Below are 8043 nucleotides of genomic sequence, written 5' to 3'. Positions count from 1 at the left end.
AATGGAGAGTGGAGAGTGGAGAGTTACTGAAAAACGCCTTTCCACTCTCAATTCTCAACTTTCAATTCTCAACTCATTTTAAAGCTTTCATCATCAGATCAGCTACCAGCTTATTACCTGCTGGGTTCAAATGTACGCGATCGGTGGTAAGGATTCCCGACTCTTTATTTTCAGGATTGTTAGCCATATTGTAAGCCAGGAATTCTTTACGAAGGTCTACCAGCGGACAGTTGTACTGTTTAGCAAGATCTCTTATAATTTGGCTATAGCGGTTTAGATCCCCGTCCTGGGCATTGCTGAAATCAGTCCTCTCACCTATTACAGCGGGGGTACAAACAATCACTTTTATCCCGGCAGACTGCATTTTCCTGATCAGGGCAGAATAGAAGTTTATAAACTTGTCAGGATCTGTCCCAGTCTGACTAGTCTGTTTGTGCCACACATCATTGACTCCAACGTAAATCACCGATACATCAGGTTTTTTATTAAGTACATCCGCCTCCATGCGTAAATAAAGGTCGTATACTTTATTACCTCCGATTCCTGCTCCAATCAGTTCATATCCTTTTAGTGACTCCTGCATCAGCGTAATGTACCCCCCTGGTTTGACACCGGCCTGAGTTATAGAATCTCCAAACAGCACCACCTTTACAGGCTTTTGAATCTGCATACTGGCTAACACCAAAAAGCTCACTGTATAGACGGCCAGAAGGAAATATCTCATGTTATAAGTTTTAGATACAAATACGAATTTTTCAAGAATAGTCTTAAATCTAGAACAAAACTCAACAAAATCACACAAACACTGTTAAAATAGTAAGGCTAATGACATAAACAGGCACAAACGTTACTTAAGAAAGCATTATTCTACCTTTTAGTCAAATGAAAGCCACGTTTAGTAACAAATGAAAGCCTGAGGTTAAATCGGCTCAGAGTGGAATACCTTTTGCTGATACGACTCGGGACACGATAATTTTACGATCTAAGCAAAAAACAATACCTATGAAAATCGCATATCTTTCTTCTTATACGCCTCGGGAATGTGGAATCGCCACTTTTAATTACAATCTCATAAGGGCAATAAACGCAGACAATGCTGATGGTTCCTTAAATGGGTTTGTAGTTGCGATGAATGACTCAGACGACCTGGAGGAATACGATTATCCTGCTGAAGTGAAGTTTAAAATCAGACAGGAACATCAAAAGGACTATATTCAGGCTGCTGAGTTTATAAATAACAGCGATGTTGATGCTTGTGTAATTGAGCATGAGTTTGGAATATATGGAGGAGAAAGCGGAGTTTATCTTCTTCCCTTAATCAGCAGATTGAATAAACCCCTGATAACTATTTTGCATACCGTTCTACGGGAGCCGAGTTTCATGCAGCAGATAATCATCAGAGAGATTTCAAAACAGTCGTCGAAGATCGTTGTCATGAGCAGAAGAGCTGTAGATTTCCTGAAGAACATCTATTATATTTCGGACGAAAAGATCCAGCGGATCGAACACGGTGTGCCTGATCTGGAGCCCCATGAAAACAATCCTATCAAAAAACTCCCGTCGTTTAAGAATAAAAGAGTGCTGTTCACTTTTGGGCTGATCAGCAGAAATAAAGGCCTCGAAACCGTTATTAAAGCTCTGCCTGCAATCGTGGAGAATCATCCTGATGTTATGTATGTGGTATTGGGCAACACGCATCCGGGTGTCCGGAAAAATTCCGGAGAAGAATACCGTGATAGCTTAAAGAAGCTTGCAAAAAGCCTGAATGTAGAAGAACACTTAACCTTTATTAACCAGTTTGTCTCCGAAGAAGAGTTGCATCATTATCTGACAGCCTGCGATATTTACGTGACCCCGTACCTTAATGAAGCACAAATAACCAGCGGAACACTGTCCTATGCAGTAGGGTCAGGAGCTGCGATATTATCGACTCCATACTGGCATGCACAAGAGCTTCTGGAAGACAAACGCGGAAGACTATTTGATTTCAAAGATTTTGAGAGCCTTGCAGAGTCCGTTAATGATCTGCTTGATCATCCTGAAAAATTAGCAGAACTAAAGGAAAATGCCTTTAATTATGGCCTGAATCTAAGATGGCCTGCTATCGGCAAAGAATATACTGCCATTCTTGAGGATTCAACAGAGTTGCCGTTAGTTAAAAACAAGAGCAGACATATTATAGACTCTGAGATCATTCCTGAATTCAATCTAACCCACGTAAAGCGTCTTACAGATGATACTGGTATAGTTCAGCATGCCAAATATGGTATACCTAATTTGAAAGAGGGCTACTGCCTCGACGATAATGCACGTGCTTTGATTATGGCACTGATGGCTTACGAACAAAATAAAAGCAAAGAGGCCCTTGATCTTCTTCCTATATATCTGAGCTATATCCAGTATATGCAGATGGATGACGGGAACTTCAGAAACTTTTTAAGCTTCAGGAGGGAATATCTGGACGAAGTTGGGTCAGAAGATTCTTTTGGCAGAACCATATGGGCTTTGGGTTATCTCATAAATTCCGCCCCGAATAATTCTTACAAGGAATTTGCCGAAGAACTCTTTCAGCGATCAGTTCCGCATTTTAAAGCCCTGCGTCACTTAAGGGGCCTGGCAAATACTATCATCGGGCTTTCCTACTACCTGCAGGCACATCCCTATAACGAAGGCTTAGTGGAACAGTTGAAAGAACTAACTAAACCTTTGGTTGATGTTTATGAAAGCAACAAAGGTGAAAACTGGCACTGGTTCGAAGATAAACTAAGTTATGATAATGCAATATTACCCCTTGCTTTGCTTCATTCTGCCCAGATAACGGGCAACGAGCGTGTACTTAAAATAGCATACGAATCGATTGAATTCCTCGACAGTCTGACGTTGAGCAAAGGTTACCTTAGTCCGGTTGGAAGCGATGGATGGTATTACAGAAACGGTAATATGGCAATCTTCGATCAACAGGCGATAGAAAGCATGGCTATGGTTCTTATGTACTTCAAAGCGTATGATGTAAGCGGAGAGAAGCAATTCCTAAGTAAAATGTACTTGTGCTACCAATGGTTCCTGGGAGAAAACACATTACGATTGCCATTATACGATCACGAAACAAAAGGTTGCTGCGACGGTCTGCAACCTGGTGGGCTTAACAGGAATCAGGGTGCTGAAAGTACATTAGCTTATTTCATATCTCATTTGCTCGTACTTAAAGGTCTGGAACTGGAATCCTTTCAAACCGAGGAACAAAAGCTAACAGTAATTAAAACAAAGGCCGATTCCGAAGCTGCTTAATGAAGATTGGAGTATTGTCGCCGGTAGCCTGGCGCACGCCTCCCCGGCACTATGGCCCGTGGGAGCAAATGGCATCAAACATTACCGAGGGCTTAGTGGCCTCGGGCATGGATGTAACCCTCTTTGCCACATCTGATTCCTTAACATCGGGAACATTGGACTCTGTGGTCGCGTCGGGTTATGAAGAAGACAGGGAGTTAGATGCAAAGGTTGTTGAGTGCCTGCACATCAGCAATTTCATGGAGAAGGCAGGAGATTTTGATATCCTGCATAACCACTACGACTTCCTCCCGCTTAGTTATTCACGGCTCATTAAAACCCCTATTATTACTACCATCCATGGCTTTTCTTCGCCTAAAATAATTCCCGTTTATAAGAAATATAACGACTCATCGACGTATGTGTCGATAAGCAATTCTAACCGGTCTCAGGAGCTCGAATATCTTGCAACGGTATACAATGGAATACGAACGGCAGACTTCACTTTTGTTGCATCTCCCGATGATTATCTTTTATTTTTCGGGCGTATTCATCCCGACAAGGGAGCTCTGGAAGCCATTCAGATTGCCCGGAATACAAGCAGAAAATTAATCATAGCGGGCATCGTCCAGGACGAGAGGTATTTTACGGAAAAGATAGAGCCTGAATTTGACGATCAGATCGTTTTCGTTGGACACGCTGGCCCTGATGCCCGGAATAAGTTATTGGGCAAAGCCACTGTCTTACTTCATCCCATAAATTTCGATGAACCATTCGGGTTAAGTGTAGCTGAAGCTATGTATTGCGGCACCCCGGTTATTGCATTTAACCGGGGCTCAATGCCCGAACTAATAAAGGATGGCAAGACCGGCTATCTGGTTAAAGATGTCGAAAGCGGCTCGGACGCCGTTAGCGATCTGAAATCAATTGACCGGCATTTATGCCATACATGGGCAAAAGATAATTTCTCAAGCGAAAAGATGGTATCTGATTATCTAACGCTATATAAACAGATCATACAGCGATGATGATTTGCTCTTAAGTTTGTCCAGAAGCGCATTTATATTGACAGTTGCAAATGATGAGCAGTAATCTGAGAGTCCGTAAGGGATGATCAGTTTATCATTATGAATAATCGAACCGCAGGAATAAAGCACATTGGGCACATAACCTTCCCGCTCATCCTTATTAGGAACTATCAGGGGCTCTGATAGACGTCCAATTTCCACGGACGGATCATCCAGCTTCAGTAAACTTGCACCAAGGCAATATCGGCGCATAGGTCCTACTCCATGAGTTATAATAAGCCACCCGTCCTCCGTTTCTATCGGAGAGCCACAATTGCCTATCTGAATATATTCCCAGGCCGCATGGGGCTTTTGAAGCAGTTCAGGGCTTTCCCAAACCTGGATCTTGTCGGAATACATGATGTAATTATTCCATCCGTCAATTCGAGACATCATAGCATATTTCCCGTTTATTTTGCGCGGGAATAATGCAAGGTTCTTGTTCTGGGCACCTGCACCATATAGAGGGCAGATCTTGAACTCGTAAAAGTCTGTCGTTTGAAGCAGCTTGGGCATGATCATTTGACCATCATAAGCTGTGTAGGTTGCGTAGTATATTATCGATCCATCATCCTTGATAAATTTCACAAACCTCGCATCTTCAATTCCTTTTTTCTCGAATTGGGAAATGGGGAAAATAACCCGGTCCGAGATATCGGTATCCTTTGAAAAGCTGATATCATGATAGGAATCAGAGAGCCAAAGCACTTTATCATAATTCAATTTTGCCTCGTCTGAACTTTGCTGGTTCTTTAGCTCGATGATAACGTTTCTGAGCTCCTGGTATTCGAACTTGTCGCCAAGCTTTTGTTTTACATTCTCAAGTACCTCCTTGTCAATATTATTATCGACCGCCTTACCAAAAAAAAGCTTTTTAACGTAAACAGCGTTACGTATTATCTCAGCTTCATCAATGTAATTCCCCGCGGGAAGAACAGTCAGATCTCCATTTTTTTCCACAAGGGCTCTCCTGAATACAATAGAGGAAATATGACCTTCGCCTACAGCCCGAAAGCTGATGATCATGCGTTTTTGTCCCTCGACCAGTTCTGTCTGATCAGGATCTTCTATTATTGAAGGGTTGAAAAAAGCCGCTGATTCAATCGAATATTCATGAGTGAAGTACGACCCTATCAGTAATTTCCTGAATTGATCAATTTCCGCGTAATTAACTCCGACCTCCGTTATAAGCCTTTTAACCTTATCACAATGCCTGTTCAATATTTTGGTAATGTTGCGGTGACGCTGAGAATATTCCTGTAAAAGAGGCGATATAATGGTAAATACATCCTGATCCGATAAGGCCATTACTTTCGTTATTAATTCTTTTGCACGCTCATCCTGGCTAAAGAAAAATCGTGCTATAACACGCTTAGGATCCGGGTAAACTTTTATAGGGCTGCGGTCGACTGATAATCTCATATTATAATTTTCGGGCTTAAAATTGTAAATCTATCAGATTCTATGCCATCTTCGCTCTCTTTATGAGATATGAATGCAATATCTGGTAAAATCCAGCATGTATATCCGCATCGATCAGATCAATCTTATACTGGGCGCACTTGAGCTTAAGCTCTTTATGATACGAGCTTACCGCATTCAGGTAAGCTTCTTTTACATTTCCGGGGTGAACTTTTAATTCTTCTCCACTTTCAAGATCAACAAAGTGATAAGGACGGTTCTCAAAATTAAAGTCAAGCTCCATCTTGTGGTCCAGAACATTGAAAATAACAACCTCATGTTTGTTATGCTTAAGATGTTGTAAAGCCGAAAATATATCCGCTAATTCCCGGTCACCACCACCTTCGAGCATATCACTAAATATAATTACCAACGACCGTTTGTGAATCTGTTCGGCAATTTCATGAAGTGCCTGCGCAACTGCTGTCCCATTCCCTCTTCCATCGCGATTCATCAACTTCTCAAGTTCAGAAAAAAGGTACTTCTGGTGGATCGTTGTAGATTTTGCGGGAGTGGATAATTCCAATTTGTCAGAAAAACAGCTCAGTCCAAACGCATCACGCTGCTTTTTAAACAAATACATCAAGGATGCTGCAGAATAAACCGAAAACAAAAGCTTATTGAAATCCTTTTCAGGATAGTACATAGATGAAGACACGTCCATCACGATCTGGCAACGTAAATTCGTCTCTTCCTCAAATCGCTTTACAAAAAGCTTATCTGTACGACCGTATAACTTCCAGTCGATATTCTTGATTGAATCTCCCGTATTATATAAGCGATGCTCAGCAAATTCTACTGAGAACCCGTGGAATGGGCTTTTATGAAGCCCGGTTATAAAGCCCTCAACAACCTGCTGAGAAAGTAATTCCAGATTTCCGAAATCCTGCAGGTCTTTATAATTAGTCAGATTGGGTTCCATTCCCTAAAGTAGGATATATTAATTGATGTTGAATGCGTTGTATTGATCTATTTATGTAATTCCTTACTTTCATATATCCGGATATAGAACTGCATAGCCAGGGATTAGTTTTATTTAAAAATTTATACCTTCGGACATTATGGATCGTTATAACCGAACGCTTATCCATCAAACTAATCGAAATTTATTACATTCCAATCAATCACTATGATGATCAATAGATCAACGGCTGCATTATTATCTGGCTTCCTGGTCATTTCGCTAACTGCAGGTGCACAGCAAAAAACTCTCAGTTTCCGGGAAGTATTTACAAGTCCTGTTAAGGAGATATTAAATCCTCTTCCAGTCTATAGTGGCTGGGCAGATAACACACATTATATTGAGTACAGGCTAGAGGGTACACAGACTAAACCGTACACCGTAGATGTAAAGACCGGAGAAGCCGTCCCATCCGCTCCCGCCCAGGTTAATTCGGCATCCGTGTTTATCAGAAACAAAGATGTTTTTTTTAAGGATGCGTCTGGTACTGAAAAGCAGATCACAAGGGATACCGCCCTTGAGAAAAACCCAACCCTGTCTCCTGATACTAAGCAGGTTGCTTTTACGAGAAATAATGATCTCTTTTCGGTTGATATAACAACAGGCACTGAGACAAGGTATACAAATGATGGCTCGAATGTGATCTATAATGGCTGGGCATCCTGGGTTTATTACGAAGAGATACTTGGCCGGCCAACACGTTACAAAGCATTTTGGTGGAGCCCGGATAGTAAAAAGCTGGCTTTCATGCGTTTTGATGATTCACTTGTGCCGGTTTATCCTATATACAATTCTGCGGGTCAGCATGGATTCCTCGAAAACACCCGCTACCCAAAAGCAGGAGATAAGAATCCTGAGGTAAAGGTTGGTGTTGTAACAACCGGCATGAAGGGAACAGTATGGGCTGATTTTGACGCTAAAAACGATCAATATTTCGGTACTCCGTATTGGATGGCTGATAGTAAGACACTTTGGGTCCAATGGATGAGCCGGGAACAGAATGACCTGATCCTTTACAGTGTGGATCCAACAGCAGGCACAAAAAGCATCATCTACGAAGAGAAACAAAATACCTGGGTAGATTGGATGGACGAGATGTATTTTCTTAAAAACGGCCCCGGCGTGATCCTTAAAAGTGACAAAAGCGGCTGGGGTCATTATTATTACCACGATCTGAAAGGCAATCTCAAAAAACAACTTACTTCAGGATCCTGGAGAGTCGGGAATTTGCTGCTTGTAGATGAAAAAGATCAGGAAATATATTTTACCGCACGCCAGGAAAGCTCA

At 41.7% G+C, this 8043-nt stretch carries 6 protein-coding genes; 3 read left to right on the top strand and 3 right to left on the bottom strand.

Annotation, left to right across the window (positions count from 1 at the left end; genetic code table 11):
• Positions 1–73: 73 nt before the first annotated feature.
• Positions 74–724, bottom strand: coding sequence for a GDSL-type esterase/lipase family protein (locus WKF69_RS17245; RefSeq protein ID WP_340383469.1), 651 nt, complete (start codon positions 722–724; stop codon positions 74–76).
• A gap of 278 nt (positions 725–1002) precedes the next feature.
• Here WKF69_RS17245 and WKF69_RS17240 point away from each other — a divergent pair, with 278 nt between their 5' ends.
• Entirely contained in the window at positions 1003–3288 is a 2286-nt protein-coding gene (locus WKF69_RS17240; protein ID WP_340383468.1) for a glycosyltransferase, read from the top strand.
• Positions 3288–4295, top strand: a complete 1008-nt coding sequence (locus WKF69_RS17235) for a glycosyltransferase family 4 protein (protein ID WP_340383467.1) — start codon at positions 3288–3290, stop codon at positions 4293–4295. The genes WKF69_RS17240 and WKF69_RS17235 overlap by 1 nt, the downstream gene beginning before the upstream one ends.
• On the opposite strand, the gene WKF69_RS17230 is transcribed toward WKF69_RS17235, so the two are convergent.
• Together WKF69_RS17230 and WKF69_RS17225 are read right to left on the bottom strand one after the other, a co-directional pair.
• Positions 4269–5756 carry a glycoside hydrolase family 130 protein gene (locus WKF69_RS17230; RefSeq protein WP_340383466.1) on the bottom strand — a complete coding sequence of 496 codons (1488 nt, stop codon included), beginning with the start codon at positions 5754–5756 and terminating at the stop codon, positions 4269–4271. The two genes, WKF69_RS17235 and WKF69_RS17230, sit on opposite strands and share 27 nt — an antisense overlap.
• A gap of 40 nt (positions 5757–5796) precedes the next feature.
• Positions 5797–6717, bottom strand: coding sequence for a DUF58 domain-containing protein (locus WKF69_RS17225; protein WP_340383465.1), 921 nt, complete (start codon positions 6715–6717; stop codon positions 5797–5799).
• Between the two features lie 207 nt (positions 6718–6924).
• Between WKF69_RS17225 and WKF69_RS17220 the strand changes: the two genes are divergently transcribed.
• A partial coding sequence (locus WKF69_RS17220; RefSeq protein WP_340383464.1) for a DPP IV N-terminal domain-containing protein occupies positions 6925–8043 on the top strand: 1119 nt, incomplete at its 3' end.

Origin of the sequence: Daejeonella sp. (assembly GCF_037719425.1) — a bacterium.
In the GTDB taxonomy this organism is placed as follows: domain Bacteria; phylum Bacteroidota; class Bacteroidia; order Sphingobacteriales; family Sphingobacteriaceae; genus Daejeonella.
Note: the sequence above shows the minus strand (reverse complement) of the source record. Positions and strands in the feature narration are given on the sequence as shown.